Source organism: Arthrobacter sp. IK3, assembly GCF_051337705.1.
Lineage (GTDB): Bacteria > Actinomycetota > Actinomycetes > Actinomycetales > Micrococcaceae > Arthrobacter_B > Arthrobacter_B koreensis.
On the sequence record NZ_JBPPSW010000006.1, the window covers coordinates 155182 to 180799 of the forward strand.

General features: G+C 66.5%; 23 protein-coding genes and 1 riboswitch. Of the genes, 9 read left to right on the forward strand and 14 right to left on the reverse strand.

Going from position 1 to position 25618, the window contains the following annotated elements:
- Positions 1-41: 41 nt before the first annotated feature.
- From ACSLGO_RS09900 to ACSLGO_RS09910, 3 genes are read left to right on the forward strand one after another with little or no spacing between them, the layout of a single operon-like run.
- Positions 42-713, forward strand: coding sequence for an ATP-binding cassette domain-containing protein (locus ACSLGO_RS09900; RefSeq protein WP_386917365.1), 672 nt, complete (start codon positions 42-44; stop codon positions 711-713).
- A complete protein-coding gene (locus ACSLGO_RS09905) occupies positions 713-2836 on the forward strand; it encodes a YhgE/Pip family protein (RefSeq protein ID WP_436401012.1) in 2124 nt (707 codons plus the stop codon). The genes ACSLGO_RS09900 and ACSLGO_RS09905 overlap by 1 nt, the downstream gene beginning before the upstream one ends.
- 39 nt (positions 2837-2875) lie before the next feature.
- Positions 2876-3439, forward strand: coding sequence for a TetR/AcrR family transcriptional regulator (locus ACSLGO_RS09910; protein WP_436401013.1), 564 nt, complete (start codon positions 2876-2878; stop codon positions 3437-3439).
- Between the two features lie 79 nt (positions 3440-3518).
- Here ACSLGO_RS09910 and ACSLGO_RS09915 read toward each other — a convergent pair whose 3' ends face one another.
- The 3 genes from ACSLGO_RS09915 to ACSLGO_RS09925 all read right to left on the reverse strand — a co-directional run bounded on the left by ACSLGO_RS09915 (position 3519) and on the right by ACSLGO_RS09925 (position 6956).
- Positions 3519-4424 carry a GNAT family N-acetyltransferase gene (locus tag ACSLGO_RS09915; RefSeq protein WP_091606351.1) on the reverse strand — a complete coding sequence of 302 codons (906 nt, stop codon included), beginning with the start codon at positions 4422-4424 and terminating at the stop codon, positions 3519-3521.
- On the reverse strand, positions 4424-5812 hold the full coding sequence (locus ACSLGO_RS09920; protein WP_436401014.1) for a glycine--tRNA ligase: 1389 nt from the start codon (positions 5810-5812) through the stop codon (positions 4424-4426). The genes ACSLGO_RS09915 and ACSLGO_RS09920 overlap by 1 nt, the downstream gene beginning before the upstream one ends.
- Positions 5813-5969: 157 nt before the next feature.
- Positions 5970-6956 carry a DMT family transporter gene (locus tag ACSLGO_RS09925; RefSeq protein ID WP_325786588.1) on the reverse strand — a complete coding sequence of 329 codons (987 nt, stop codon included), beginning with the start codon at positions 6954-6956 and terminating at the stop codon, positions 5970-5972.
- Between the two features lie 113 nt (positions 6957-7069).
- Between ACSLGO_RS09925 and ACSLGO_RS09930 the strand changes: the two genes are divergently transcribed.
- Complete coding sequence (locus tag ACSLGO_RS09930) at positions 7070-7300, forward strand: RNA-binding S4 domain-containing protein (RefSeq protein ID WP_263128675.1); 231 nt, start codon at positions 7070-7072, stop codon at positions 7298-7300.
- Positions 7301-7303: 3 nt separating this feature from the next.
- Here ACSLGO_RS09930 and ACSLGO_RS09935 read toward each other — a convergent pair whose 3' ends face one another.
- Positions 7304-7957, reverse strand: coding sequence for an alpha/beta hydrolase (locus tag ACSLGO_RS09935; protein WP_091606363.1), 654 nt, complete (start codon positions 7955-7957; stop codon positions 7304-7306).
- 136 nt (positions 7958-8093) lie between these two features.
- On the opposite strand from ACSLGO_RS09935, the gene ACSLGO_RS09940 reads away from it, so the two are divergent.
- The gene (locus ACSLGO_RS09940; protein ID WP_386917473.1) at positions 8094-8963 is read left to right on the forward strand and encodes an SGNH/GDSL hydrolase family protein; all 870 of its coding nucleotides are present in this window, start codon (positions 8094-8096) and stop codon (positions 8961-8963) included.
- 21 nt (positions 8964-8984) lie between these two features.
- On the opposite strand, the gene metX is transcribed toward ACSLGO_RS09940, so the two are convergent.
- Together metX and ACSLGO_RS09950 are read right to left on the reverse strand one after the other, a co-directional pair.
- Complete coding sequence (gene metX, locus ACSLGO_RS09945; protein WP_387005069.1) at positions 8985-10121, reverse strand: homoserine O-acetyltransferase MetX; 1137 nt, start codon at positions 10119-10121, stop codon at positions 8985-8987.
- Positions 10118-11434 carry a bifunctional o-acetylhomoserine/o-acetylserine sulfhydrylase gene (locus ACSLGO_RS09950; protein WP_436401015.1) on the reverse strand — a complete coding sequence of 439 codons (1317 nt, stop codon included), beginning with the start codon at positions 11432-11434 and terminating at the stop codon, positions 10118-10120. The genes metX and ACSLGO_RS09950 overlap by 4 nt, the downstream gene beginning before the upstream one ends.
- 67 nt (positions 11435-11501) lie before the next feature.
- A riboswitch (SAM riboswitch) is annotated at positions 11502-11618 on the reverse strand.
- Positions 11619-11742: 124 nt separating this feature from the next.
- On the opposite strand from ACSLGO_RS09950, the gene ACSLGO_RS09955 reads away from it, so the two are divergent.
- Positions 11743-12384 (forward strand): VOC family protein, encoded by a 642-nt coding sequence (locus tag ACSLGO_RS09955; RefSeq protein WP_091606374.1) that lies wholly within the window; start codon positions 11743-11745, stop codon positions 12382-12384.
- A 131-nt stretch (positions 12385-12515) separates the two neighbouring features.
- A complete protein-coding gene (locus ACSLGO_RS09960) occupies positions 12516-13472 on the forward strand; it encodes a hypothetical protein (RefSeq protein WP_436401016.1) in 957 nt (318 codons plus the stop codon).
- A gap of 114 nt (positions 13473-13586) precedes the next feature.
- Here ACSLGO_RS09960 and ACSLGO_RS09965 read toward each other — a convergent pair whose 3' ends face one another.
- Together ACSLGO_RS09965 and ACSLGO_RS09970 are read right to left on the reverse strand one after the other, a co-directional pair.
- Positions 13587-15560, reverse strand: coding sequence for a glycoside hydrolase family 2 protein (locus ACSLGO_RS09965; protein WP_436401017.1), 1974 nt, complete (start codon positions 15558-15560; stop codon positions 13587-13589).
- Positions 15544-16323 carry a CPBP family intramembrane glutamic endopeptidase gene (locus ACSLGO_RS09970; protein WP_436401018.1) on the reverse strand — a complete coding sequence of 260 codons (780 nt, stop codon included), beginning with the start codon at positions 16321-16323 and terminating at the stop codon, positions 15544-15546. Before ACSLGO_RS09970 ends, ACSLGO_RS09965 begins: the two co-directional genes overlap by 17 nt.
- A gap of 122 nt (positions 16324-16445) precedes the next feature.
- Between ACSLGO_RS09970 and hutH the strand changes: the two genes are divergently transcribed.
- Together hutH and ACSLGO_RS09980 are read left to right on the forward strand one after the other, a co-directional pair.
- Positions 16446-18065, forward strand: a complete 1620-nt coding sequence (gene hutH / locus ACSLGO_RS09975) for a histidine ammonia-lyase (RefSeq protein WP_436401019.1) — start codon at positions 16446-16448, stop codon at positions 18063-18065.
- Positions 18066-18074: 9 nt separating this feature from the next.
- On the forward strand, positions 18075-18389 hold the full coding sequence (locus tag ACSLGO_RS09980) for an acylphosphatase (RefSeq protein WP_091606390.1): 315 nt from the start codon (positions 18075-18077) through the stop codon (positions 18387-18389).
- 276 nt (positions 18390-18665) lie between these two features.
- On the opposite strand, the gene ACSLGO_RS09985 is transcribed toward ACSLGO_RS09980, so the two are convergent.
- From ACSLGO_RS09985 to gatA, 6 genes are all read right to left on the reverse strand, one after another.
- Positions 18666-19529 (reverse strand): hypothetical protein, encoded by an 864-nt coding sequence (locus tag ACSLGO_RS09985; protein WP_386917372.1) that lies wholly within the window; start codon positions 19527-19529, stop codon positions 18666-18668.
- Positions 19530-19693: 164 nt separating this feature from the next.
- On the reverse strand, positions 19694-20770 hold the full coding sequence (locus ACSLGO_RS09990) for an NAD(P)/FAD-dependent oxidoreductase (RefSeq protein ID WP_436401020.1): 1077 nt from the start codon (positions 20768-20770) through the stop codon (positions 19694-19696).
- Positions 20763-21560: a hypothetical protein gene (locus tag ACSLGO_RS09995; RefSeq protein ID WP_436401021.1), complete on the reverse strand. Its 798-nt coding sequence runs from the start codon at positions 21558-21560 to the stop codon at positions 20763-20765. The genes ACSLGO_RS09990 and ACSLGO_RS09995 overlap by 8 nt, the downstream gene beginning before the upstream one ends.
- 20 nt (positions 21561-21580) lie before the next feature.
- Positions 21581-22471 (reverse strand): aminoglycoside phosphotransferase family protein, encoded by an 891-nt coding sequence (locus tag ACSLGO_RS10000; RefSeq protein WP_436401022.1) that lies wholly within the window; start codon positions 22469-22471, stop codon positions 21581-21583.
- Between the two features lie 127 nt (positions 22472-22598).
- Positions 22599-24116 carry an Asp-tRNA(Asn)/Glu-tRNA(Gln) amidotransferase subunit GatB gene (gene gatB / locus ACSLGO_RS10005; RefSeq protein ID WP_091606402.1) on the reverse strand — a complete coding sequence of 506 codons (1518 nt, stop codon included), beginning with the start codon at positions 24114-24116 and terminating at the stop codon, positions 22599-22601.
- A complete protein-coding gene (gatA, locus tag ACSLGO_RS10010; RefSeq protein ID WP_091606411.1) occupies positions 24116-25618 on the reverse strand; it encodes an Asp-tRNA(Asn)/Glu-tRNA(Gln) amidotransferase subunit GatA in 1503 nt (500 codons plus the stop codon). The genes gatB and gatA overlap by 1 nt, the downstream gene beginning before the upstream one ends.

Consider the following 25618-nt stretch of genomic DNA (forward strand, 5'->3'; position numbering starts at 1 on the left):
GACTGGTCAGTACAAAAAATCGATTTCGTGAAAGGCACTTCGTGCAACCGGTTATTTTCGCGGAGGAGCTCAGCCTCTCCGCAGCCAGGGGCCGCGTCTACGGCCCGCTTAGTTTCACTGTCACTGATCCGCTCAGCGTCCTGTGCGGCCCCGCCGGGAGTGGCCGGACGAGCCTGCTCCTGACCCTCGCCGGACGCATGAAGCCGGACAGCGGCACCCTTGAAGTCCTTGGCCTGCAGCTTCCCCGGCAGGCACGGCAGGTACAGCGGCAAACGGGCATCGCCGGGTTCAGGGACATCGACGACTTGGAGCCCGGGGTCACCGCCGGCGCCGCCGTGCGTGAGCGCCTGGCCTGGCTGGCGCCGTGGTGGCGTTTTGTTCCCAGGGTGTCCGACCGCCAGATGGCCCGGATCTGCGGACCGGTCTTCGGGCAGCTGGAAGTCCCCTCCGCGGGAACCGTGATCTGGGACCTGGGAGAAGCGGAACAGTTCCTGCTGCGCGTCTCGCTGGCCATGCTGTCCCACCCCGCTGTGCTGTTCGTCGACGACATTGAACAGCTGCAGGGCAGCAGCGCGCGTGCCCTGGTTCAGGAACGGCTGGCTGCGCTCGCTGCGGCCGGCACCGCCGTCGTTGTCGGAGCAGCCTCGCTGCCAACCCTTCCCTGGAGCGGCTCTGGGATTGAGCCATCCACCGTGCTGATGGAGGCGCACTGATGTTTGCAATGCTTTCCCCCGGGACCGAACTCAGCCGTTTTCGGCGGGGCACCCTGCCCAGGATCGCCGTCGTCGTGATGCTGTTCATTCCCCTGATCTACGGCGCACTGTACCTGTGGGCCTTCGACTCCCCCGACAAGCACCTGGACGGACTGTCCGTCGCGCTGGTCAATGAAGATGAAGGAACAGTCCGCGACGGCGAACCCCTCAACGCCGGGGATGAACTCGAGCACAAGCTGCTAGACGGCGCTGACCTGGACTGGCATGCCACGGACGCTGCGGATGCTGCCAGCGGCGTGTCGGACGGGACCTATTACCTTTCCCTGACCATCCCGCGGGACTTCTCCGCGAACGCCGTATCAGTGGGCACGGAACACCCGTCATCCGCCACCCTGAAGGTCGACTACAACGACTCCAACAACTTCCTGGCCGGTGTACTGGGCAAGCAGGCAATGGCCCAGGTCCAGGCGGCGGTCTCCTCCCAGCTCGGCAACCAGGTCGCCTCGAGCCTGCTGGTCGGCCTGAACGACGCCGGCGAGGGCCTCCGGGACGCCGCGGCCGGTGCCGGTGAACTCACCGAGGGAATCGATTCCGCCGTAGACGGTGCAGGACAGCTCACTGCCGGGCTGGGAAGCCTGGCCGACGGGACCCTCACCCTGCAGGACGGCGCCTTCCGCCTCTCTGCCGGCGCGAACACCCTGGCCTCCGGCCTCACGGACCTCACCGCAGGAACGTCCGCACTGTCCGCGGGCAGCAGCGACCTCGCGGCCGGCGCGCAGTCCCTCTCCGACGGCACGGCGCAGCTTTCTACCGGGGCAGCCGGTGTGGCCTCCGGAGCGCAGTGGCTGGAGAATAATCTGACTGCCCTGTCCGGCAAGCTCAGCGGCGCCGTTCCCCAGTCCTCGGAGCTGAATGCGGGCGCTTCACAGGTCTCCTCCGGCCTGGATTCAGTGGTCGCGGGAATTGCTGCCCAGAACCCGGACAGTCCGCTCCTGGCCCAGCTGAAACCGCTGGCCGAAGGAGCGCGCCAGGTTGCCGCGGGGACGCAGACGCTGCAGACCGGCGTCGGGCAGGCAGCCGACGGCGCCGGACAGCTGGCGGCCGGAAGTGCAGACCTCTCCGCCGGCGCCGCGCAGGTATCCGCCGGAGCGCAGTCCGCTGCCGACGGCGCTGCCGCCCTCTCCTCCGGCGCAGGCAACCTGGCGACCGGAGCCTCTCAGGTTGATGCCGGAGCCCAGGCGGCCGCCCGCGGCGCCGCCGACCTGAACGCCGGGGCCGCCACCCTCAGCGGCGGCACCAGCGACCTGGCGGCCGGGGCCGGGGAACTGCTCGACGGCGGCACCGCCCTGTCCGAAGGAGCAGGTCAGCTCTCAGCCGGCAGCCACACCCTCACCGACGCCCTCGCCGAGGGAGGAAAAGCGCTCCCCCAGGACTCAGCCGACGCGATAGATGCCAAGGCAGCCGTCGCTGCGGATCCCGTCGAACTCGACGCCGGATTCGCCACCCAGGCGGACAGCTTTGGCGAAGGCTTCGCGCCATTCTTCCTGGCACTGGCAACCTTCGTTGGCGCGCTGATCACCTGGCTGCTGCTCCGCGCCCTGCCTACCCGGGCCCTGGCTGCCGGCATCTCCGGCTTCCGGGCTGCCGCCACCGGACTCATCCCCGCCCTGGCCATCGGCCTGGGCCAGGTGCTGATCATGATGGCCGTGCTGGTCTGGGGCCTGGACATCCATCCTGCCTACCTGCTGGGCACCGGCGCCTTCCTCTACCTGACCACGGTGGCCTTCCTTGCCCTGCAGCAGATGCTGATCATCGTGCTGGGAACCGCGGCCGGCCGGGTGGTCTCCCTGGTGCTGCTGATGCTGCAGCTCAGCTCCTCCGGCGGCACCTATCCGGTGGAAACCACCCCGGGCTTCTTCCAGGCACTGCATCCGTTCATGCCGGCAACCTATGTGGTGAACGGGCTGCGGGCGCTGATTACCGGAGGCGTGGACGCCCGGATGTGGACCGCCGTCGCCGTCCTGGGAATCCTCACGGCAGTATGCGTGGCCGTGAGCTCGCTCAGCGCCGGCCGCCAGCGGATGTGGACCATCAAGCGGCTGCACCCGGAGCTGCACCTCTAAGATCAAAGGGAACCACCGGAGAAACAAAGGACTCATTGCATGCCACGGGTATCAGGCACCAAGCGGTCGATCCTGGACGCCGCTTTGGAGCTGGCGTCGCTGAACGGGATCACCGGCACCACCATGGAAGACGTAGCGGTGCGCGCCGGCGTGGCCAAGGGCAGCGTCTATTACAACTTCTCGTCCAAGGACAAGCTCTTCGAACAGCTCCTCCTGGACGGAATCGGGGCGCTGGCGGAAACGCTGCGGCAGTCTCGGGACGGGAAAACAGGCGGGCAGGCCCTGGCCTCCATGGTCACTGCAATGCTGGAGCTCATTTCCGGGAACCAGCCCCTGGCCAAGCTGATTGCCGCGGAGATCTTCCGGACGGACAGGTCCTGGCAGACCCACCTGCAAACTGTGCGGCGGGAAGCGCTGGCGGAAATCGTGACGGTGATCCGGGAAACCCACCCGGAACGTCCGGACGCTGAGCTGATGGCGGGCACCATCTTCGGAGCCGTGCTGGTGGGCGGCATCGAGTGGCTGGCCTTCTCCCCCGAACGCAGTGTGGAGGAAGTGTCCGCGTCGGTGCTCTTTACCCTCTCGGGACGGCTCACTGCCTGAGCCTTCCCCTCATCGAGATAACAGAAAGTGCACGTATCAAGCCTGATACGTGCACTTTCTGTTATCTCGATGGGTGGGGCTAGCTGCTGAGGATCAGCGTCTCCGGCCCGTTCTGCCGGGCGGCGCCGGCGGCCAGCAGCCGGTCCAGCACTTTGGCCAGGGCGGTCATCGAGTCATCGACCTCCAGCTGCACCGGGTACTGATAGGCCAGCATGGCCAGCAGCGATTCAACCGCAGCTTCCGCCTCGGTCTCCTCCAGCGACGTGTCCCAGCCCAGCAGCACGTCCGCCGGGGCGTCCGTGCGCTCGGAGGTGTAGCTCACCGCAAATGCGGCAATTTTTCCGCCTTCGTGCTTCGGTTTGTCCCTGAGCACCACGGCACCCGAGGCGCCGGTGGCCTCGTGGAGCAGCATCTGCTGGGCGCGGCCAAGTCCCATGTCCGCCCGGTCCCAGTCGTGGACAGCGTTGTAGAAGTCGGCGACGGCGCGGGTCAGTTCAACCGAACCGGTTGCCGCTTCCTCCAGCTGCGGTCCGTGGTCCTCGAAGACGGGCAGCTTGAGCTTGCCCGGTTCAACGATCACTGACCGCGAGCGCTGGATCGGTTCCAGGCCGGCAGCGGCGGAGAACGCCGCGCCCGCGGAGTCCGGCGCCACCTTGGCACGAAGCCTGGTAACGCCCGACGGCGCGTTCTCGGCTTCCTTGCGCAGCATGCCCAGCAGGGTGGAGCCCAGGCCGGCACGCCGGTTGTCCCGTGCCACCTCTATGTACGCCCATAGCCGGTCCGGGTGCAGGCTGGTCTCGTAGACCACCCCGGCAGCCACCGGCACGCCGTCGTCCTCCGCCACGATGCAGCGGCTCCACGGCTCGTTCGCCGAGGGACGCAGAACGGAGCGGAACTGTGCGGCTTCACCGGTCTCTGGGTCGCCCCAGAGCTGGATCAGGGCGAGGTCGTCGTCCTCACGCCATTCGCGGAAAGAGATGGCCATTACGCGCCGATCAGCCGTTCGGCCAGGTAACCCTGTACCTTGTCCAGGCTCACGCGCTCCTGGGCCATGGTGTCCCGCTCGCGGACGGTGACGGCCTGGTCTTCGAGCGTGTCGAAGTCCACCGTGATGCAGAACGGCGTGCCGATCTCATCCTGGCGGCGGTAGCGGCGGCCAATGGCGCCGGCGTCGTCGAAGTCGATGTTCCAGTTCCGGCGCAGCTGGGCGGCCAGTTCCTTGGCCTTCGGGGACAGGTCCTCGTTGCGGCTGAGCGGCAGCACGGCTGCCTTGACCGGGGCCAGGCGCGGGTCGAGGCGCAGCACGGTCCGCTTGTCCACGCCGCCCTTGGCGTTGGGTGCCTCGTCCTCGGTGTAGGCGTCCACCAGGAATGCCATGAAGGACCGGGTCAGGCCGGCGGCGGGCTCAATCACGTACGGGGTGAACCGCTCGTTGGTGGCCTGGTTGAAGTAGCTCAGGTCCGTGCCGGAGTGCTTGGAGTGCGTGCCCAGGTCAAAGTCGGTGCGGTTGGCGATGCCTTCCAGCTCGCCCCACTCCGAACCCTGGAAACCGAAGCGGTACTCGATGTCCGTGGTGCCCTTGGAGTAGTGGCTCAGCTTCTCCAGCGGGTGCTCGAACAGGCGCAGGTTCTCCAGGTTGATGCCCAGGTCCGTGTACCAGTTCTTCCGGGTTTCAATCCAGTACTTATGCCATTCCTCGTCCGTGCCCGGCTCGACGAAGAATTCCATTTCCATCTGCTCGAACTCACGGGTGCGGAAGATGAAGTTGCCCGGGGTGATCTCGTTGCGGAAGCTCTTGCCGATCTGGCCGATGCCGAACGGCGGCTTCTTGCGGGAGGTGGTGAGCACGTTGTTGAAGTTCACGAAGATGCCCTGCGCGGTTTCCGGGCGCAGGTAGTGCATGCCTTCTTCGCTGGCCACCGGGCCAAGGAAGGTCTTAAGCAGGCCGGAGAATTCCTGCGGTTCGGTCCACTGGCCCTTGGTGCCGCAGTTGGCGCAGGCGATGTCCGCCAGGCCGTTTTCAGGCGCGCGGCCCTTCTTCTCTTCGTATTCCTCTTCGAGGTGGTCCGCACGGTAGCGCTTGTGGCAGCTGAGGCACTCGACCAGCGGGTCGGAGAAGACCTCGACGTGGCCTGAGGCTTCCCACACGGCGCGCGGCAGGATGACCGCGGAATCCAGGCCGACGACGTCGTCGCGTCCGCGGACCATGGACTGCCACCACTGCTTCTTGATGTTTTCCTTCAGCTCGACGCCGAGGGGCCCGTAATCCCAGGCGGAACGCGAACCACCGTAGATCTCACCCGACTGGAAGACGAAGCCCCTGCGCTTGGCCAGGGAGATGATCGGATCCAGTTTGGATTTGGTCGAAGCCATGTGAATGGTACCGCCGTTCTTTCTGCTCACGCAGGCCGCTGGGTGCGGTCCGCTTTTGATCCCGTTCCGCCTCGCTTTCCGGCGCGGAAGTGCGCAGGTGCGGGCCGGAGGGCAAAACCTATAGATACCAGCTTAAGGTCACGGCGGCGAAAGCCGGCTACCCGTTGCGCCGCCGCGCCCACGGCCGGAATCCGGGCATGTTCCAGGGCAGCGTGGCTACCACGATTGCAACCAGGGTCAGGGCGGTGCCCAGCACCGTTGCCGCGACGACGGCGGAGCCCGGGGCGGGGAGGAAAAGGTCCAGCAGGAGGGACCCCACCAGCTGCCCGCCGATCAGGCCAAGGCTGGTCAGCAGGACGCCGAGTGTCTTCACGAGCATGGCGCTGACGCCAATGAAGACACAGCCCATCACGCCGCCCAGGTAATACCACCAGGTGTCCGGCAGCGGATTGCCGAATCCGGAGACCGCCACCTTCACCAGCCACACCACCAGCAGGGCGGTGAATCCGGAGACAAAGTTCATCAGGGTTGCCGTGATGGGCGTGCCGTAGTGCATTCCCGTGGTCCCGTTCATGGCCTGCTGGAAGCTCATGGCCATGCCGGCACTCAGCGGCAGCAGCACGGTCAGCAGCCAGTCCGCGCCGCCCCCGCTGCCGGAGAGCTTGGGACTCACCGCCCACGCGACGGCGGCGATGGTCAGCACGGCCCCCACTACCCGCATGATGGTCAGGGTTTTCTTGCCGCCGGGACCAATGCCCATCCGGTCCACCACCAGCCCGGTCAGGGTTTGTCCGGCAACCGTGGCTACGGTGAACACGGCAACACCCAGTACGGCTATGGTCAGTGTCTGCGTGAGTACGAACCAGGCGCCAATGACGCCGGCAAGGATGTAGATCCGCGGAAAGCGCCTCTCCCGGAGCGCGGGCAGGATTTGCCCGAAGCCGGCCCGTCCGCGCGGAAACACGGCCGTGACGAGGATCATCACGGCGAGCCCGGTGCCGAAGCTCACCAGCGCGGCGGCGAGGGAATCATCCAGGGCAACGCCGAGGGCACCATTGATACGGGACTGGGCGGGAATGGCCACCCCGGAGGCGAGAGCTAGTGGCAGACCGACGGAGACAGGGATACGGGCAGGCTGTGGCACCGTTTCACATTACTCCCGCTTCGGCACCCCGCCTGTCCCCGCCCCGATTTCCGCAGCCTGCACCCCCGGGCCCCGTAACGGCGTCGGGCGCTTTCTCCGGCAGAATAGGTTCCATGAGCTCAACCGATCCCCAGGACCTTCCCATCCGTGACGACATGATCCGCCTTGGCCAGGCACTGAAACTCGCCAGCCTTGCCGAGGACGGCATTGAGGCCAAGGAACTGATCGAGAACGGCCTGGTGAAGGTCAACGGAGACATCGAGGAGCGCCGCGGCCGGCAGCTCCACGCCGGGGACACCATCGAGGTGAACGGCGAGGCCGTGCGGATCGTCTCCGGCGAATAGAACCTACCGGGAACCGAGGACTGTGTGGGTGAGGAATTCCCGCACGTGTCCGAGTTCCTGCATATTGATGCTGTGCCCCATGCCGGCGTAGAGCACCTTGGTCAGCTTGGTATGGCCGTTCAGCCAGGCGTGGGTGTATTCGATGCGCTCGGCGTCGATCACCGGATCCGCCTGGTCCCGTCCCCAGAAGAACGGCACCTTTAGCGCCGCCAGCTCCTCGTCGTGGAAGAAGCCGTTTCCTTCGGCCGGCACCACAAAACCGGAAAGCCCGACGACGGCGGCGAACTCCTCGGGCCGGTGGCGCATCAGCGTGCTGGCCACGGCCATTCCCATGGAGAAGCCGAGCAGGCTCACACTCGAGTGCTGTTCCCTGAGGCCGTCGAGCCAGTCCGAGACGTCCTGGACTGCCGCAACCACCCGGTCCACCGAATAATCCGGTTCGTGCATCAGCGGGAACCAGGAGTAGCCCGGACCCAGCGCCTGGGGTGCGCGGACGGAGGCGATGGTGAACTCCTGCGGCAGGTACTGCGCCAGGCCCATGAGGTCTTCCTCGTTGGCCAGGTAGCCGTGGAAGAGCACCAGCAGCGGGGTTCCGGCCCGCTCTTCCTCCGGCTTGGAGAAGAGCACAACAGGGTTCCAGGGAGAGTTGTTCGTCATAAATTCCATTCTGGCATGCGGCTCTTCCAACCTACGGTCGCGTAGCCAGGCCCTCAGGGGCAATCATGGTTCGGTGACCGAAAATGCCCAGCTCCCCTCCGTGCCATCCGATCCCCAGAACCATTCCGAGCCGCCGGTGCAGCCCGCCCAGCAGCAGGGACACCCGGACCACCCCTTCAACCGCTACGTGGCGCTGGGCGACTCGTTCACGGAGGGGATCGGCGATCCGAGCCCGGAAAGCCCGGGAGGGCACCGCGGCTGGGCCGACCGGCTGGCAGAGGAACTCGCCGCCGGGCATGACGACTTCGCCTACGCGAACCTGGCCATCCGCGGACGCCTGCTGAACCAGATTGTTGCCGAGCAGGTTCAGCCGGCCATCGACCTGAAGCCGGACCTGGTGACCATCTGCGCCGGCGGCAATGACGTCATCCGGCCGGGCGGGGATCCGGACCGGCTCGCCGAAACCATGGACGGCACCATCGCGCGGCTGCGGGAGACCGGCGCCACGGTGGTGCTCTTCACCGGCCCGGACATCGGAGCCACCCCGGTACTGGGAAGCGTCCGCGGCCGGGTGGCCATCTACAACGAAAACCTGCGGACAGTGGCCATGCGGCACGACGCCGTCATCGCGGACATGTGGGCGCTGCGGGAGCTGAGCAACCAGCAGATGTGGGCCCCGGACCGGCTGCACTTCTCCCCCATGGGACACCAGACCATTGCGGCCATGGTGCTGGAGACGCTCAGTGTTCCGCACACCCTGGAACCGGCACGGGTGAAGGAACTGCCGCCCAAGAACTGGCGGACGGCACGTTCCGAGGACCTGTTCTGGGCCCGTGAATACCTGATGCCGTGGGTGATGCGGCGGGTCCGCCGCCGCTCCTCCGGCGACGGCATCTCACCCAAGCGCCCGGACGCCGGCCCGTTCTTCGGAAAGCGGATGCCGCAGGGCTCCTCCGAGGCTGCCGGGGCGCAAACCGCCGGCGCCGGGCCTGCGGGCCAGGGCTAGGTTCCTCCGCGGAGCAGGCGCCTAGCCGAAGAAATCCTTCCGCAGCACGTCCCCGAGCTGGAGCACGTCGGTGAGGAACCCGTCGTGTCCAATGGGCGCGCTGATCAGGTGCACGCGGTTCTCGCCGGGAAGCGCGGCTGCCAGTTCGTAGGACTGTTCCGGGAAATACAGCCGGTCCGAGTCCACCGCGGCCACGAGGAACTGAGCCCGGACAGCGGCAAGCGCTTCGCTCAGGCTGCCCCGGCCCCGGGTGACATCGTGGCTCATCAGCGCCTCGGTGAGGATGACGTAGCTGTTGGCGTCGAACCTTCCTGCGAGCTTTGTCCCCTGGTGGTCCAGGTAGCTCTCCACCTGGTAGCGGCCGCGTTCTGCCGGGAGGGCAGCACCGAGCGGGTCCTCCCCCGGCTGCGGCGTCCGGCCGAACCGGTACTGAAGTTCGGCCTCGGACCGGTAGGTAATGTGCGCAATCCGCCGCGCCAGGCCCAGTCCCGCCACGGGGGCACGGCCGTTGTAGTAGTCCCCGCCGTTGTAGTCCGGGTCCAAACGGATTGCCGCCACCTGCGCCTGGGCAAAGGCGATCTGCTCACCGGTGCTGGCCGCCGTCGCTGCTATCACCGCGCACCGGGCCACCCGTTCGGGTTCCGTTACCGCCCACTCGAGTGCCCGGGCGCCGCCGAGCGATCCGCCCAGCACCGTGTGCCAGCGCCGGATGCCCAGCTGGTCCGCCAGCCGGGCTTCGGCGTGCACGGAATCCCGAATGGTCACGAACGGAAAGCGCGAACCCCACGGCAGTCCGTCCGGATCCGCGGACCCCGGCCCGGTGGAACCGTAACAACCCCCGAGCATGTTGATGGAGACAACGAAGAAGCGGTCGGTGTCGATGGTCTTCCCCGGGCCGACCAGTCCGTCCCACCAGCCCGGCTCATCCGAACTGCCTTGCGCAACGTGAGTACTCCCCGTCAAGGCATGCGGAACAAGGACGGCGTTGGACGCGTCGCTGTTCAGCTCGCCCCAGGTTTCGTAGCCCAGCACAACGTCCGGAAGGACACCGCCGGTTTCGAGTTTGAGGTCACCGATGGGGGCGTACCGCAGCACCCCGTCAAGAACGCGGACAGGGTGCTGCGGTGCAGGCGGGTAGGTGGTCACGCTGTACTTCATGCTCCCTTGGCGGCGCGGAAACCGGCATCGAGATCCGCAATGATGTCATCGATGTGCTCAAGGCCAACCGAGAGGCGGACCAGCCCCGGGCTGACGCCCGCCGCCGCCTGGGCCTCGGCCCCGAGCTGGCTGTGGGTCGTGGACGCCGGGTGGATCACCAGGGAGCGCACGTCCCCCACGTTGGCCACGTGCGAGTGCAGTTCGAGCCCATCGACGAAGCGCTTGCCTGCTTCCACACCGCCTTCAATTTCAAAGGACACAATCGCTCCGGTTCCCCGGGGACCGTACTTGCGTCCCCTCTCGTACCACGGGCTCGACTCAAGCCCTGCGTACGCAACCGAGATAACGTCGTCGTGCGCTTCAAGCCACTGCGCGACGGCGACGGCGTTTTCGACGTGCCGCTCCACGCGCAGGCTGAGGGTCTCCAGCCCCTGGGCGAGGAGGAACGCATTGAACGGAGACAGCGCCGAACCGAGGTCCCGGAGCAGCTGGACCCGGGCCTTGAGGATGTAGGCCAGGTTGGCCCCGAGGACGCCGCCGGCGCCGAGGTCCCTCGCGTAGACGAGTCCGTTGTAGCTCTCGTCAGGGGTGTTGAAGCCGGGGAACTTCTCCGGGTCCGCACCAAAGTCGAAGTTTCCGGAGTCCACGATCACGCCGGCAATAACGGTGCCGTGCCCGCCGAGGTACTTGGTGGCCGAGTGCACCACGATGTCCGCTCCCCATTCAATGGGACGGATCAGGTACGGAGTGGAGAGCGTGTTGTCCACGATTAGCGGGACGCCTGCCTCATGCGCCGCGCCGGAAATCCCCTCAATGTCCAGGACGTCCTGGCGGGGATTGGACACCACCTCGCCGAAGAAGGCCTTGGTGTTGGGCCGCACCGCTTCGCGCCACTGGTCGAGGTTGTCCGGGTCAGCAACAAACGTGACGTCGATGCCGAACTTCTTCAGCGTCTGCTTGAAGAGGTTGTACGTGCCCCCGTAAAGGCTGGGGCTGGCCACAATGTGGTCGCCGGCCTGGGCGAGGTTCAGGATGGCGTACGTTTCGGCTGCCTGGCCGGAGGCGAGCAGCAGCGCTCCGAGGCCCCCCTCCAGGGACGCAATGCGGTTCTCCACCGCTTCCTGGGTGGGGTTGCCGATCCGGGTGTAGATCGGTTCGAGTTCCGCCAGCGCGAACCGGTTGGCTGCCGCTTCGGCGCTGGGAAAGACGAAGGACGAGGTTTGGTAGATGGGCAGGGCGCGGGCGCCGGTTACGGCGTCGGGCTCCTGACCTGCATGGATCTGGCGTGTTTCGAAGGACCAGTTGGCAGACATTGTGTGCTCCCTTTATGACCAGGGGCCCCACAGGGTCGAGTCCGGGATACTCCGGAGCGACACGTGTGGCCCGCGCTTGCCGGTACGCCTGTTTGCGTACGGCCAGGTCTTCACCCGGGGCACCCCACCGCGGTTGGAGGGTTGCCGGCCAGCAAGCCGGGGCTATCTGCTGGCACTCATGACCTGTACCAATAGAACCAACGCTCCGGCAGTTGTGCAACCCATATGACGCAGCGTGAAAGTGCCGCATTACGGCGCTTAGGCTTGCCTTAGTCGAGACACAGGTCACAACGTGCCAAGATGTTCGCATGCGCCTGGATCACGTCTCTTACGCCTGCGAATCCGACGGCCTGCTGGCCACCACGGAACGCATTGCTGCTGCCCTGGGAACTGACTTCGTCAAAGGCGGAGTCCATCCCCGTTTCGGTACCCGCAACATGATCCTCCCGCTGGCCAACCACCAGTATGTTGAGGTTGTTGAAGTACTGAACCACCCCGCCTCGGACAAGGCCCCGTTTGGACAAGCCGTCCGTGCACGCTCCGACGCCGGCGGCGGCTGGATGGGCTGGTGTGTTGCCGTTGAGGACCTTGCTCCCTTCGAAGAACGCCTTGGCCGCTCCTCCGTCCCCGGCAACCGCAAGTTCCCCGACGGACAGGAACTCACCTGGCGGCAGATCGGCATCAACGGGCTGATCGCCGACCCGCAGGTTCCCTACATGCTCCGCTGGGATGAGGACAAGGCAGACCTTCACCCCTCCCGTGCCCTGGAAGGCACCGTCTCGCTGCAGTCGCTCACCATTGCCGGCTCGGCCGCACGGGTGACCGAGTGGCTGGGCATGCCCGTCGAAAAGCCGCTCGAGTCCGTGGATGTCACCTGGGTCTCTCCCAAGGGCACCCCCGGCATCATGTCCGTCACCTTTGCCACCGAGAAGGGTCTCGTCGAGATCTAGTTCTAGCTCCGGTCTGCGGTTCTGCTGCCAGTTGCAGCTGGCAGCAGAACCGCAAACCAGTCGGCTCCCTGTCATCCACATTTGGGGCCAGGACACTGGTGGGATTGCTTGCCTGCCCGTAGAGCTACGGAATGGATGCAGAACTTTTATTCGTAGCCGACGGTCATGCCGGACTGGGCAAGCCACTGTCCGAACGTTGCCTGGCCGGGGAACTGGTTCGTCTGAGGCGCGGCGTTTACGTCGACGCTGTCGCATGGGGCCGGTTGCCTCCCCGGGAGCGTGAACGGCTAAGGATACTGGCGGCTGTCGAGTCCGCCGTGGGGACCCGCGTCCTGGTACAGGAGACGGCAGCAGTCATTTGGGGCATTCCCGTCGTCGGTGCGTTGCCTGAGATTCTGCTTCTGGCATCCACCCGTTCGCACGGCCGGCGCCGGGGCGACCTGCGTTGGACCAGGCGGAAACTGCTGGATCCACTGGTTGTGTATGCCGGGGTGGAACTCACGTCCCGCGCGCAGACCGTTATTGACATGGCCGCCTATCTGCCCTTTGAACGGGCCCTTCCAGCTATGGACCATGCCCTCCGTCCTGACATGTTGAAAGGGTTCTCTCCGCTCAGCAAAGATGACCTTCGCCTTGTTGCAGGCAGGCTTCCGGATTCCGCCAAACGTAGCCGGGCATTACGGGTCCTGGAGTTCGCTGACGCCCGCTCTGAATCACCGGGTGAGTCGTTCTCCCGAGCTATCCTCCGCCGGCATGGGTTTCCAGCACCGGAACTGCAGCAGGAATTCCGGTCCCCCGGCGGAAAACTCCTCGGCCGCACTGACTTCTTTTGGCGCGAACACAGACTGGTCGGCGAATTCGACGGTGCTGTGAAGTACGGACGAAACGTTGGGGATCCCCGCACCCAAACAATGCAGCCGTCCTGGGAGACGCTCGTTCGGGAGAAGCGGCGTGAAGACGCCATTCGGGCGACTGGTGTGGGATTCGTGCGATGGTCCTGGACCGATCTCCAAGGTTCACCGCAGAATCCCGACGGACTGGTCCAGCGGCTGGTGAGGGCGGGTCTGCCCCGAAAACGACGTCGATGATCCCGCTGCCAGTTCCGATATCCGCTCACGACTGGCAGTTCTGCTGCCGGTTCTAACCGGGAGCAGAACTGCTAGGCGGTCGATTCCGTGGAAACCGGCAGCAGAACCGGCAGGCTACCGGACGAAGGCACGAAGCAGGTCCGCGTTCAAACCGCGGACGACGGCGGGATCCACCTTGAGCACCCGGCGGTCGTAGGTGAGCAGCCCGTTGACCTCATCCTCGACGTCGGTGAGCTGGGTGTAGACGGTGGCGGCAAGGCCTTCCCGCAGAGCCGGCTCGATCTGTTCGCGGTGCAGTGCCGTGAACGCTTTCTCGAGCTCGGCCCGGCTGCGCAGGGTTTTGCCGTAGCCAAAGACTTTGGTGTTCCAGGTGTGTCCTTCGACGGGGAGGCTGAAGCCGCCGTACTCGGAGAGGACGATGACCCGCGGGTCCCGCTGCCACCGCCGGCGGATATGGAAGGGAACGGCGTACACGTGCAGACTCTTGGCGTCGCCGGCACCCTGGTCATGCCAACCGCTGGCATGGTCAATGGTCCGGGTAGCATCCAGCTCCCGGAGCTCAGCAGCGACGTCGGCGGCGTCGAACTGGCCCCAACCCTCGTTGAACGGAACCCAGACGGCGATGCTGGGAACGCTCCGGAGCAGCCCAACGGTCTCCCGCACTTCACGGCGGAACGCCTCGCGGCCGGAGGCGTCGCTGCGGCCGAACTTCGCATACCGGCGGTCGCTCCTGCTTCCCCGGCCCGGCAGCGGCACAGGTTCAGGCGCCCGCCCATCCCCCATTCCGCCGTTCACCATGTCCTGCCAGACCAGCATGCCCAGCCGGTCGCAGTGGTGGTACCAGCGCAGCGGCTCGATCTTGATGTGCTTGCGCAGCATCGTGAAGCCTAGGTCCCTGGCCGTCTGGATGTCGAACACCATGGCATCGTCCGAAGGCGGCGTGTACAGCCCGTCCGGCCAGTAGCCCTGATCCAGCAGGCCGGCGTGCAGGTAGGGTTTGCCGTTGAGCAGCAGGCGCTTGTGTCCGGCGGGATCAATACCGGTGCCGAACGTCCGCAGACCAAAGTAGGACCTGACCTCGTCCGCGCCAAAGCGAACCCGGACGTCGTAGAGGAACGGATCCTCCGGACTCCACAGCCGTGGGTCTGGCAGGGCCAGCCGGAGCGGCTGCCCCGGGACGAAGGCCGCCGCTGCGACTTCGGTGCCACCGGTAAAGACCGCCACCTCGCCGGAGATTTTCGGTCCGGCCTCCGGCCTCGGTTCGGCGGGCGGCCTCGGTCCGGCCTCCGGGCTCAGTTCGGCAGGCGGATTCCGTTCGGTCTCCGTTTCCCGCCCGGTTTCCGCACCCGGACCAGCAGCAGCACCGTCAATCGACACAGTGATTTCGACGCCGTCGAGCGAGTCCAGCGGAGTCAGCACCACATCGCGAATCCAGGTTTCCGGGACCCGTTCCAGCCAGACCGTCTGCCAGATCCCGGACTGCGCCGTGTACCAGATTCCTCCGCGGTCCAGCTTCTGCTTGCCGCGTGATGCCCCGTTCGTCTCACTGCCGTCCAGGACCCGCACCACAATCTCCTGCCCGGCAGCCTCCCCGGTTTCCGCGGCAGCCGCGGCTCCAGCACGCCCGTTATGCACGGCCTCCGCGCCAGGAGGACCATCATCCAGCATCGCGGTGATGTCCAGGGCGAAAGGAAGGTAGCCGCCGTCGTGCTCCCCCGCTTTCCGTCCGTTGACCAGGACGGTGCAGGACTGGTCCACGGCTCCGAAGTGCAGCAGAACCCGGCCTCCCCGGCCCGCCGGTGCCTCGAAGGTGCGACGGTACCAGAGCGCTTGGTCCGGCTGCAGCTGGCGGTCGACGCCGGACAGCGGCGCCTCGGGCGAGAATGGCACCAGGATCCTGCCGTCCCAGGACGCTGGCGGGTCCGCCTGGGCTGCGGGGGTGATGGCGTAGTCCCAGTACCCGTTGAGGTTCAGCCAGTTTCCGCGCGCAAGCTGGGGCCGCGGATAGTCGGGCAGGACGTTCTGCGGGTCCAGGGCTTCTCCCCAGGGTGTCAGCAATGCCATGAAGGCGTCAGTCTCCAATTCCAATGGCGGATCCAAACAGGGCGAACCCAACGAACCCGGCGATGTCCACGAGCGCGTGGGCAATGACCAGCGGCATCACCCGCTTCGTCTTGTAATAGGCGTACCCGAACAGCAGTCCCATCAGGAAGTTTCCGATTCCGGGGCCGATTCCCTGGTACAGGTGGTAACTGGCCCGGATGAGTGCGCTGGTGATGATCATCGCCGGTACCGACCATCCCAGGGCGTGCAGCCGGGTAAAGAGGTAACCCACCACAATGACTTCCTCCAGGACGGCATGCCGCATCGCGGACAGCACCAGGACCGGAAGCGTCCACCAGTACGTGTCCAGGGCCGCCGGGACGATTGCGGTGGTGATGCCCGTCGCCCGCCCTGCCGCATAGACGCCGAGCGTACCCACGCCGATGACGGCCGCCAGTGCAAACCCCAGCCCGAAATCCAGCACCGGACGGGAGAACGTGAAGCCGATCCGGCGGAAGGCCGAGCGTCCGGGCTCGGTCAGCAGGAAAAGGACCAGCGCCACCGGGACCAGTGAGAAGAAAATTCCCAGCAGCTGGTACACCAGGTCAAACACGGCCCTGTCATCCAGGACCGGGTTGAGCGTGGTGGTCTGTCCCTGCAGCGGCCCCTGGGTCATCTTGTCCAGCAGGCGCACGACGGCGTACACGCCTGACTGCCCCAGGGAAAGTCCCAGCACAATCAGGATTTCGACCGTGATCCTGCGCCGAGTCCCGGCATCGGGCACAGCATCAGCAGAGGCGGTAGGCATGTGCCTATTGTGCCTGATCACCCTCGCGGGCCGTTCATCCCCCACTTGCGGATTACCACCCGGTGCATTTCACTGGTTGAAATGCCAGTACCGCTGTGCGGCATTTGACGGTTCGGCGGGCAATGCCGGCAGCACACAGACAGGATGACGTTTTGGTTCTCTTTTCTCAGGAATCCGCCCCCGGCACGGTCCGCACCGTCAACGTTGGCACAGGGCCCCTGGAGCCCGGGGAGATCCTGGCCGTGGCCCGCGGAGGTGCCCGTGTGGCGCTGACTGCCGAGTCCCTGGCGGGCATGCGGTCCTCACGTTCAGTGATCGAATCACTTGCCGCAGACTCGAAGCCCCACTACGGCGTCTCCACGGGATTCGGGGCACTGGCGACGAAACAGATACCTCCCAGCCAGCGCACGGTCCTGCAGCGCTCGCTCGTGCGCAGCCATGCGGCGTCGTCCGGCCAGGAGGTGGACCGGGAGGTGATTCGAGCACTGATGCTCAACCGGCTTTCCACCCTCGCTACCGGACGCACAGGTGTCCGCCCGGAAGTTGCATCGGCTTATGCCGATCTGCTCAACGCAGGCATCACTCCCGTCATTGGCGAGTACGGTTCGCTCGGCTGCTCCGGTGACCTGGCCCCGCTGTCCCACTGCGCGCTGGCGCTCATGGGCGAGGGCAGGGTGCGCGACGCCGACGGGAAGGAACTGGAGGCCTCCGCGGCACTGGCGGCGGCTGGCTTGGAACCCCTGGAACTGCAGGAGAAGGAAGGCCTGGCGCTGATCAACGGCACTGACGGCATGCTTGGCATGCTCACCCTGGCCATCGCGGACCTGCACCGGCTGCTGACGGTTGCGGACATCGCGGCGGCAATGAGCGTTGAGGGCCTGCTGGGGACCGACGCCGTGTTCGCCGCTGACCTCCAGGCGCTCCGTCCGCAGCCCGGACAGGCAGAGTCCGCTGAGAACATCCGGACGGTCCTGCGCGGATCCGTGCTGGTGGAGGAACAGAAAACCGGAGAGTTCACCCGGGTGCAGGACGCCTACTCCCTGCGCTGCGCTCCGCAGGTCCATGGGGCGGCCCGGTCCACCCTGGCGCATGCCGAGCACGTGGCGGCATGTGAGCGGGCCTCCGCCGTGGACAACCCGGTGGTGACCCCGGACGGCCGGGTTGAGTCCAACGGCAACTTCCACGGCGCTCCCGTGGGCTACGTCCTGGATTTCATCGCAATCGCCGTCGCGGACCTTGCCTCCATGAGCGAGCGGCGCACCGACCGGTTCCTGGACCGCAACCGCAGCCACGGACTGAATGCTTTCCTTGCCCATGACCCCGGCGTGGACTCCGGGCACATGATTGCCCAGTACACCCAGGCCGGAATCGTCTCCGAGCTCAAACGGCTCGCCGTACCAGCATCAGTGGACTCGATTCCGTCCTCCGCCATGCAGGAAGACCACGTTTCAATGGGATGGGCGGCCGGACTGAAGCTCCGCAAAGCCCTGGATGGGCTCACCCGGGTCCTGGCCGTGGAAATTCTCACCTCGGCACGGGCCCTGGATATGCGCGACGGCGGCCTTCACTCCTCCCGCAGCGCGCCGGTCTCCGCGGCAGTCCGTGCTGCCGTCCGGTCCGTCGTGGACGGGCCGGGACCCGACCGGTACCTGGCACCCGAGATTGAGGCTGTGTACCGGCTGGTGGCGGACGGATCCCTCGTTACTGCCGCAAACGCTGTACTGGAGGCTCCTCTCCACTAGGCTGCAGGCATGAATTCGCCACGTACCCCGGACTCCACCGGCGCATCAGGAGACGAAGTACGCGTCACGGCAGTGGTGCGCGGCGTGGTCCAGGGTGTCGGCTTCCGGTACCGGGTACTCCGGCAGGCAGCGAAGCTGAATCTGACCGGGTCCGCGGTGAACCAGCCGGACGGCTCCGTGGTGATTACTGCCGAAGGGCTGCCGTCCGCAGTGGACGGGCTCCTGGAGTGGGTTCGCTCCCCCGCTGCGCCGGGCGTGGTCGAGAGCGTCGAGGAACACCATTCACCGGCAACGGGAGAGTTCAGCAGCTTCGACGCCGGGTAACCGCCTTTGGAGACCGCCGGGAAATTGAGGCGGGTCCGCAGGCCGGCGACCCGGGAATGAAAGCCCCCGGATGAGAGGAACAAAGACCCCGGACATGAAGAACGCCGGCAGACTGTGGGGTTGGTTGGGGGGAACAACCCTAGTCTGCCGGCGCCGGATAGTTCACTACGCTATCCATTCATCACTCGCACCCTTATGAGGTAATAACTACGTTAGGACAGGGGTCTGGAAAGCTCCTGTCAGCAAGCTGGCAACTTCCTGAGAGTGGCAGGAGGCCTACGCTGCGCGCTTCATATCCTGGGCTGCTGCGGGGCCCCTGCAGGCCTGATGTGCGGTCTCGCTGCCCGGCCCCTTTCCGGAAGAAGCTGCCTTCTTTGCAGCCGGAGCCGCGGTCTTTTTGCCGCTTCCCTTGCCGCCGGCCTGAGCCGAAGCCTGCTTGCCGCCCTGGCTGTTCGCCTGGACCGGGCGAGGCTTGCTGCCCTTCTTCTTTTTGGACGAAGCTCTCTTGTTCACCACTGACTTGCCTGCGGACGTATTCTTCGCGGCCTGGGTCGTGGCCTCGGGGGCAGGCGCATCGGGTGTGCCCGCAGCCTTCGCGGGGAGGTGGGGTGCAGCCGCGGCCGGCGCTGGATCAGCGTGCGCAGCGACGGCAGGAACAGCAAACGCGGAGGCGCCCCCGGCGCCATGCCTGCGCCCCAGCAGCTCGCGGGCAAATGCACCTTCGGCACCGGGTTCACGGAGAACCGGGACGGCGGCAGCCACCTGCGCGGTGTCTGCGGCCCACGGGGACACTGCCGGACGGGTTCCGGGACGCGCCGGGGTGAGGGCCGCGCGGATTTCTTCGGCAGCAAACCGGGTCGCATCAATGAACGCTGCAGCAGCTGCATCTTCGGGTGAATGTTCAACCCTGCGCACGGCGGAGCGCTTCAGAAGCCGGTACGCAGCGGAAACCACCACAAGGATTGCCACGCCCGTTCCATACATCATGGCCAGGGACAGGGCCAGGGAAGTCGTCCCGCCGGAGAAGGATCCATACCCCGCGACTGCCAGGACAAGCCACACCAGGCTCACCACGGTAATCACGGAACGGGCTTTGACGTAGAAGGGACGCTGCTGCACGCCCGCTAGCTGCGGCGGCATGATTTCTGGCACTGACGAGACCTCTCAAAAGCACAAACAGCAGGACTGAAATAGGAAATTGGCCGGAGCCGGCCTGCCCTTCAACTGTAGGTTTCCCGGGCCCTTCGATTGACCATTCCCGCGCCGTTTCCGCGATTCGTTATCCGTCTGGGATGAGAGATTCGTCACAGCCCCGTTCGCGCGGGGGAAAGTGCTTCAGACACGTCCAGGAAAGGCCGCTGGCCAAGCAGCTGCGCGGCGGCTAGTTCGGCTATACCGGACGAGGTTTGGAACCCATAGCCGCACTGTCCGGCCAGCCAGAAGAAGCCGGGAACGGCGTCGTCGAAACCCACCACGGGCACACCGTCAGCGGCCTGCGTGCGCAGCCCTGTCCAGGCTCGGACAACTCGTCCCAACTCAAGGCGGGTCAGCGAGTTGACCAGTCCTACCAGGTCTGCCACGTCCTCAGGCCGGTGCCTGGCGTCCTCCGGCGGGCTGGGAACCGCTTCGGACGGGGAGATCAGCACACCTTCAAGGTCCGGCCGGTAGTAGAAGTTGTCCAGCGCGCCTGCAACCATCGGACCGTCCGCAGCGGGCGGATTGCCGGCCTCGACTATTGCGGCGGTCCGCCGGTATGGCTGGAGTCCGCGCGGGCGGACTCCGAACAGGCCCGCCACTGAATCGGCCCAGGCACCGGCCGCGTTCACGACTACCGCCGCGCTGAAAGTGTCCCCGCCCGCAGAGACCAGCCACTCCCCCTCGCCGCGGCTGACGGCACCCACCCGGCGTCCGGTAAGGATACGGCCCCCGCCGGTCAGGATCCGGGCCCGGTGCCAATCCATCAGGATGTCCGTGTTGCAGGAGACGGATGTTGTGTCCAGCCCTGCGGCCTCAAAGCTGCCGGCGGCCAGTTCCGGGGCCAGGCCCATCGCCTCGGCGATGGTGATCGGGTGCATATGCCCGCTCGCCCTGTCCCGGACGTCCTCCTCGCGGCCCACGAGCATGAAGGACCTGGGCCGCAGGATCGGCTCAGGCAGGCCGGCCTCCAGTTCGCGGATCAGGGCAAGGGTGCGAACAGTGAGGTCCTGGACTACCGGCGGCCCGTAGCTGGGAATAAGCTGCCGCGCGGAGCGGGAGGACGTGTGGTAGCCAAGTTCGTTCTCGGCTTCCAGGAGCACGACGCCGGTCTCCCGGGCCAGGCGCGAGGCGAGGGAAAGTCCGGCGATGCCGCCGCCAATGATGAGTACGGGAATCTCATGCACCGGGCACCACCGTGAGGATCGTCGCGTCGTCGGCTTTTTCCCCAATCGCTTCCTGTCGGCGGCGGAGTTCGAGCATCAGCTGCTGCGCTCCAACGGGCGTTGATGCCGCCCGGAGGAAACTCCCGGGCCCATCCACCAGGCCCAGGTCCACCGCGCGCCACGCGCCGTCGGAGGCAAGGACCACGCGCCGCGGTGCGGGAAGCCGCACCAGGTGGGCGTGCTGCACCGCTTCCGGCTCACGCCGGGCAACCCAGAGTCGTCCCGGGGTATTGCGCAGCTCCCGGTCCCGGCGGAGCAGTTCCAGCGCCTGGTCAGGATTGGCGGGGTGTTCGCTGTGGACACGTTGGTCCGCAGGTTCGCTTGTCACGTGCACGACTGATCCGTCCTCCAGTTCCACTGCCGCGTGGCAGTCTGCCAATACCATCACGTCGACGCCGTCCGTGGTGAGCTGCGCTAGGGCCAGGGCCGCGCTGGGAAACCGTTTGTGCTCATTTCCGGCCCTCTCCTCGGCCACCCGGGCTACCCCGCGGAGGGCATCAGCCAGTACGCCTCCGGCCTCGGAACCGCTTTCGGGGCCCGGCTGGGCACCAGCGCTTTCGCTGAGCAGCAGGTCCAGGGTCCGGGCATACCAGGACGGGTTGGACGCTCCGGGGAGGTCCAGTTCCGGCAGCAGGGACGTTGCCCCGTCAATAACCCAGGCGCTGGCGGCTGCATAGCCGCAGGTGTCCTCCGTGACGTGCCCGTCCCCTTCGGTCTGGACACGGACGGAGTGACTCCAGGAAATGGGCATAGCCCATTCTGGCACGCGCCCTAGAGCCAGGAGAGGTCGTCCGTCAGGATCTCCATGAGGGTCTCCGAGCCCACCAGGTACAACCCGGGATGGCGCTGCGCGCCCGCAAGCAGGTTCGAGGCCATACACAGTGCCCAGCCCCGCGCCCGCAGCCAGACAGCTGGATCGGCGTCGTATTGGCCGTCCAGGGAGGTACGGAACGCGTGGCGTCCCGCGGCGTCGAACACCAGCCAGGCCGCGGCAAGGTCAGCGGCGGGATCTCCCGCAGTGAGGTCGCCGAAGTCGATCACGGCCTGCAGGGTCCCGCTGCCTGAAATGAGATTGGCCGGGTGCAGGTCCCCGTGCAGCCATACCGGCCCAGAGTTCCAGCCCGGAAGTTCCAGCGCCTCTGCCCAGAGCTCCTCGACCCGGGCCGCGTGCGGCACCATCCCGGAGTGCAGCCGTTCCTGCACGGCCTGGTCCCGGGAGGCCAGCGGACCGCCAACGGCGGGATTACGGGGATAGTCCGGCGGGGCCGGTTTATGGAAGGCATTGAGGAACGCTGCCAGCGGAGCCGCCAGCGTCACGTTGCGGTCCCTGGGCTGCAGGGACACATCGAGTCCGTCATACCAGGAGCTGATGCTCCAGGGGTAGGGATACGGTTCCTGGGGCACCCCGCAGTAAATCGGCACGGAGGTTGCCGTTGCCAGTCCGGCGGTAAGCAGAGGCAGCCACTGCTGCTCTTTGGCCATCAGCTCGGCGGCCTCATCCCGCCGGGGAAGGCGGACGGCATACTCGCGGCCCAGCCGGAAAACGTGGTTGACCCACCCGTCACCCACCGGAGTAACCGACTGGTCCGCCAGCTGGGGCTGCTGGGCCTGCAGCAAGCCGCGGACCAGCCCCGCATCAACCCGGAGCTGGGACGTTGGCATGCCTGGCACCCTACCTTGGCGCCGGGCGCAGCGGCAGGGCTGCAGACGCGGAACGGCCCCGGTTCCGGTGCATCGGGTGGGATTGACCGTCAGCACCGGCCCCGGGGCCGTTCCAGGTTTGGTGCAGCTAGGCGGAAACGCCCAGGCGTTCCAGGATCAGCTCCCGGACGCGGCCGGCGTCTGCCTGTCCGCGGGTTGCCTTCATGACCCCGCCGACGATCGCGCCGACGGCCTGGATCTTGCCGCCGCGGATCTTGTCCGCAACGTCCGGTGCTGCCGCGAGGGCGGCGTCGATGGCTTCGAGCAGGGCGCCGTCGTCGGAAACCACGGCCAGGCCGCGCTTTTCGATGACTTCCTCCGGGGTTCCTTCGCCGGCGAGGACGCCGTCGAGGACCTGGCGGGCCAGCTTGTCGTTGATCTTGCCGGCCTGGACCAGGCGGTCCAGCTCAACGATCAGCTCGGGCGTCACGCCGGTGTCCACCGGATCGACTTCGGCTTCCTTGGCGCGGCGGGCGACTTCGCCCATCCACCACTTGCGGGCCACCTGGGCGGAGGCGCCGGCTGCGATGGTCTCCTCGATGGCTTCCATCACGCCGGCATTGACGACGTCACGGAACTCCGCGTCGGAGTAGCCCCAGTCTGCCTTCAGGCGCTTGCGGCGCTCGGCAGGCGGCTCGGGCAGCCGGGAGCGCAGTTCCTCGATCCACTCTTCCGTGGTGACCACGGGCAGCAGGTCCGGTTCCGGGAAGTACCGGTAGTCATCGGCGTCGGACTTCGGCCGGCCCGAGGTGGTGGAACGGGTGTCCTCGTGCCAGTGGCGCGTTTCCTGGACGATCTTCTCACCGGATTCGAGGACGGCGGCGTGCCGCTGGATCTCAAAGCGGACGGCGCGTTCGACGGCGCGCAGCGAGTTGACGTTCTTGGTTTCCGAGCGGGTGCCGAACTTTTCCTGGCCGTGCGGGCGCAGGGAAACGTTCGCGTCGCAGCGGACGTTGCCGCGCTCCATCTTCGCGTCGGAAACACCGAGGTTCTTCACGATTTCCCGGATGGCTGCCACGTAGGCCTTGGCCAGTTCAGGCGCGCGGGAACCGGCGCCCTCAATCGGCTTCGTGACGATTTCCACCAGCGGGACACCGGCACGGTTGTAGTCCACCAGGGAGAAGTCGGCGCCCTGGATACGCCCCGCGGCGCCGCCCATGTGGGTGAGCTTTCCGGCGTCCTCTTCCATGTGCGCGCGTTCGATTTCGACTCGGAACACGGAGCCGTCCTCAAGCTCAACGTCCAGCCAGCCGTCGTACGCAATGGGGTCTTCGTACTGGGAGGTCTGGAAGTTCTTGGGGGTGTCCGGGTAGAAGTACTGCTTCCGGGCAAAGGTGCAGGATTCGGCGATCTTGCAGTTCAGCGCCAGGCCGATCAGGATCGAGTACTCCACGGCGGTCTTGTTCACCACCGGCAGCACGCCGGGCAGGCCAAGGTCCACGGGGGTCACGTTGGTGTTGGGCTCGTCGCCGAACACGTTCGGAGCGTCCGAGAACATCTTGGTCTTGGTGTTGAGCTCCACGTGGACCTCGAATCCCAGCACCGGGTCGTACTTCTCCATGGCCTCTTCGAAGGGAAGGGTCTCTTCCTGGGTGTGCACGGACATTACTTTCCTCCTCCGAGTACGGGTGCCGAGGCAAGCAGCGGGCCGCCCCACTTCTGCTCCAGCAGGCCTTCGAGTGCCGCGCCGGCACGGTAGAGACGCACATCTTCGCGGGCCGGTGCCAGGAACTGGATGCCCACCGGCAGTCCGTCGGCCAGGCCGCCGGGGATGGAGATGCCGGGCACGCCGGCCATGTTGGCCGGGATGGTGGCGACGTCATTCAGGTACATGGCCAGCGGATCGTCCAGCTTCTCCCCCAGCTTGAACGCGGTGTTCGGCGAGGTCGGGGAGATCAGCACGTCAGCCTGCGCGAAGGCGGCGCTGAAGTCGCGCTGGATCAGGGTGCGGACCTTCTGGGCCGAGCCGTAGTAGGCGTCGTAGTAGCCGGCGGAGAGGGCGTAGGTGCCCAGGATGATGCGGCGCTTGACCTCGTCGCCAAAACCGGCGGCGCGGGTGGCGCCCATGACGCGCTCGATGGTGAGCGGCGGGTCGGCGGGCAGGCGGCGCATGCCGTAACGGACGCCGTCGTACTTCGCCAGGTTGGAGGAGGCCTCCGAGGGCATGATCAGGTAGTACGCGCCCAGGGCGTACTTAAAGTTGGGGCAGGAAACCTCAACGATTTCCGCTCCCGCGTCCTTGAGCAGTTCCAGGGACTCGTCGAAGCGGGCCTGCACGCCGGGCTGGTAGCCCTCACCCTGCAGTTCCTTGATGACGCCGATGCGCATACCTGCGACGCTGCCGTTGCGGGCGGCTTCGGCGAGGTTGCCCACCGGGTCGGTCAGGGAAGTGGAGTCGCGCGGGTCATGTCCGCCGATGACTTCCTGGAGCAGCGCGGCGTCCAGCACGGTCCGGGACACCGGGCCGATCTGGTCCAGTGAGGAGGCCATGGCGATCGCACCGTAGCGCGAGACGCCGCCGTAGGTGGGTTTCACGCCCACGGAACCGGTGACGGACGCGGGCTGGCGGATGGAGCCGCCGGTGTCCGTGCCGAGGGCCAGCGGTGCTTCGAAAGCGGCCACTGCTGCTGCCGAGCCGCCGCCGGAGCCGCCGGGAATGCGGTCCAGGTCCCACGGGTTGCGGGTGGGGCCGTAGGCGGAGTGCTCGGTGGAGGAACCCATGGCGAATTCGTCCAGGTTGGTCTTGCCGAGCATCGGCATGCGGGCGGCACGGATCCGGGAGATCACGGTGGCGTCGTACGGGCTCATCCAGCCCTCAAGCATCTTGGATCCGGCAGTGGTGGGCTGGCCCACCGTGACAATCAGGTCCTTGATGGCGATGGGAACGCCGGCAAGCGTGTGCAGCTCTTCGCCGGCAGCGCGGGCCTTGTCCACACCGGCGGCAACCTCGAGTGCCTCGTCGGTGTTGACGTGCAGGAAGGCGTTGATCTCGCCGTCCACATCGGCAATCCGGTCCAGGTGGGCCTGGGTGACCTCGACGGCGGAAACCTCGCGGGCGGCGAGCTTCTCCGCCAAAACGGCAGCGGGAGAGGTAATCAGTTCACTCAT

What these genes read in the sequence shown, in the direction of transcription:
- ACSLGO_RS09960 (WP_436401016.1), top strand. Translation starts at nt 12,516, where the DNA reads ATGGATGCAGAACTTTTATTCGTAGCCGACGGTCATGCCGGACTGGGC.
- gatB (WP_091606402.1), bottom strand. Translation starts at nt 24,116, where the DNA reads ATGTCCGTGCACACCCAGGAAGAGACCCTTCCCTTCGAAGAGGCCATG.
- ACSLGO_RS09910 (WP_436401013.1), top strand. Translation starts at nt 2,876, where the DNA reads ATGCCACGGGTATCAGGCACCAAGCGGTCGATCCTGGACGCCGCTTTG.
- hutH (WP_436401019.1), top strand. Translation starts at nt 16,446, where the DNA reads ATGCCGGCAGCACACAGACAGGATGACGTTTTGGTTCTCTTTTCTCAG.
- ACSLGO_RS09905 (WP_436401012.1), top strand. Translation starts at nt 713, where the DNA reads ATGTTTGCAATGCTTTCCCCCGGGACCGAACTCAGCCGTTTTCGGCGG.
- ACSLGO_RS09920 (WP_436401014.1), bottom strand. Translation starts at nt 5,812, where the DNA reads ATGGCTTCGACCAAATCCAAACTGGATCCGATCATCTCCCTGGCCAAG.
- ACSLGO_RS09915 (WP_091606351.1), bottom strand. Translation starts at nt 4,424, where the DNA reads ATGGCCATCTCTTTCCGCGAATGGCGTGAGGACGACGACCTCGCCCTG.
- ACSLGO_RS09980 (WP_091606390.1), top strand. Translation starts at nt 18,075, where the DNA reads ATGAATTCGCCACGTACCCCGGACTCCACCGGCGCATCAGGAGACGAA.
- gatA (WP_091606411.1), bottom strand. Translation starts at nt 25,618, where the DNA reads ATGAGTGAACTGATTACCTCTCCCGCTGCCGTTTTGGCGGAGAAGCTC.
- metX (WP_387005069.1), bottom strand. Translation starts at nt 10,121, where the DNA reads ATGAAGTACAGCGTGACCACCTACCCGCCTGCACCGCAGCACCCTGTC.
- ACSLGO_RS09970 (WP_436401018.1), bottom strand. Translation starts at nt 16,323, where the DNA reads ATGCCTACCGCCTCTGCTGATGCTGTGCCCGATGCCGGGACTCGGCGC.
- ACSLGO_RS09950 (WP_436401015.1), bottom strand. Translation starts at nt 11,434, where the DNA reads ATGTCTGCCAACTGGTCCTTCGAAACACGCCAGATCCATGCAGGTCAG.
- ACSLGO_RS10000 (WP_436401022.1), bottom strand. Translation starts at nt 22,471, where the DNA reads ATGCCAACGTCCCAGCTCCGGGTTGATGCGGGGCTGGTCCGCGGCTTG.
- ACSLGO_RS09985 (WP_386917372.1), bottom strand. Translation starts at nt 19,529, where the DNA reads ATGCCGCCGCAGCTAGCGGGCGTGCAGCAGCGTCCCTTCTACGTCAAA.
- ACSLGO_RS09995 (WP_436401021.1), bottom strand. Translation starts at nt 21,560, where the DNA reads ATGCCCATTTCCTGGAGTCACTCCGTCCGTGTCCAGACCGAAGGGGAC.
- ACSLGO_RS09935 (WP_091606363.1), bottom strand. Translation starts at nt 7,957, where the DNA reads ATGACGAACAACTCTCCCTGGAACCCTGTTGTGCTCTTCTCCAAGCCG.
- ACSLGO_RS09930 (WP_263128675.1), top strand. Translation starts at nt 7,070, where the DNA reads ATGAGCTCAACCGATCCCCAGGACCTTCCCATCCGTGACGACATGATC.
- ACSLGO_RS09955 (WP_091606374.1), top strand. Translation starts at nt 11,743, where the DNA reads ATGCGCCTGGATCACGTCTCTTACGCCTGCGAATCCGACGGCCTGCTG.